We start from the raw sequence: 789 nt of genomic DNA on the forward strand, positions 1-789 counted from the left end.
TAACTGGCGTCTTCCTCATGACTACGAAATGGCCTGCGATGCGGGCCGCGAGGTCGCTGCTGGGCGTGAGATCGACAGCGAGCATGATGCGCTCGAAATTCGCCAGATAGCTCTGGTCCTCGAACTCTTCCTGTTTGAGCCGGTCCCGCTCCTCTGAGCGCATCGGCAACCTTGCCAACGCCCATCTGAGCGAGGGCGGCATCGCCATGGTGGTGACGACGGCCATTGCAACAATCACAGAGAACAGCTTTTCGTCGAGAACGCCCACTGCAAGCCCGATCGAGGCTACAATCACTTCCGTCGACCCGCGCGCATTCATGCCACATCCCAACGCCATGGCCTCGGCAATGGAAAATCCTCCAAACCGAGCACCGGTGAATGCGCCGGCGAATTTGCCGACGCTAGCAATGACGATAAGGCCGACCGCAAGCAGGAGAATGTGGGGGTCGAGGAGCACGCTGAGATCGGTCTTGAGACCCGTCAGACCAAAAAATACCGGCATGAACAGTGCGGTCGTCAATGCGCGCAACTGCCCCTCTATTTGACGGGTGAGGATTGGCGATTCCCCGACGAGAATGCCAGCCACGAAAGCGCCGAGCACGGTGTGCACGCCGATGAGGTCGGTAATGATCGCCATGCCACCCATGATCGCAACTATCGCGCTCAAGACGGGCAGATCACTGCGAAACGTGTCGTTGGTAAGCCTGATGGCCTCGAACACCAGGCGTCGTCCGATGGTGAAACTGAAGGCCATGAAAGCCAAAGTGCCGATGACGCTTATGGCGAGGG

Annotated in this window: 1 protein-coding gene; it reads right to left on the reverse strand. The window is 58.8% G+C overall.

The genetic code is table 11. The features are described from left to right. Positions 1 to 754 (reverse strand): cation:proton antiporter (locus tag AC1D0P_RS26360; protein ID WP_477679425.1); only part of this gene is annotated, 754 nt, incomplete at its 3' end. Between the last annotated feature and the right edge of the window lie 35 nt (positions 755 to 789).

It is taken from the genome of Polaromonas sp. P1_G2 (assembly GCF_056405515.1).